General features: G+C 50.0%; 1 protein-coding gene. It reads right to left on the bottom strand.

Annotation, left to right across the window (positions count from 1 at the left end):
- The coding region (locus tag E1163_RS29965; protein WP_221417837.1) for a hypothetical protein at positions 1-230 on the bottom strand (230 nt) is incomplete at both ends.

The raw sequence follows: 230 nt of genomic DNA, 5'->3' as shown, positions 1-230 counted from the left end.
GTAGCCCAGGCCGTAGAGTGATAAATATTCCTTTTCCAGCCGGTCGAAAAGTATTTTTGCTTCTCTATCGTGCCAAAGGTCAGCCGGGTATTGTGCCCCTGCCTTGTCCATAAGTGTGGTGTACTGGCTTTTCAGTGTTTCGGCTTTGAGCAAACGGGCATGGGCATAGCGGGGATAGTGCGCCAGGGCTGTGTTTAGGCAGGCCATTACAAAAGTAGTATCACCTTTTC

Source organism: Fulvivirga kasyanovii (genome assembly GCF_009711405.1).
Classification (GTDB): domain Bacteria; phylum Bacteroidota; class Bacteroidia; order Cytophagales; family Cyclobacteriaceae; genus Fulvivirga; species Fulvivirga kasyanovii.
The sequence above is the reverse complement of the archived record's forward strand: the minus strand, read 5'-3'. Positions and strand labels throughout refer to the sequence as shown.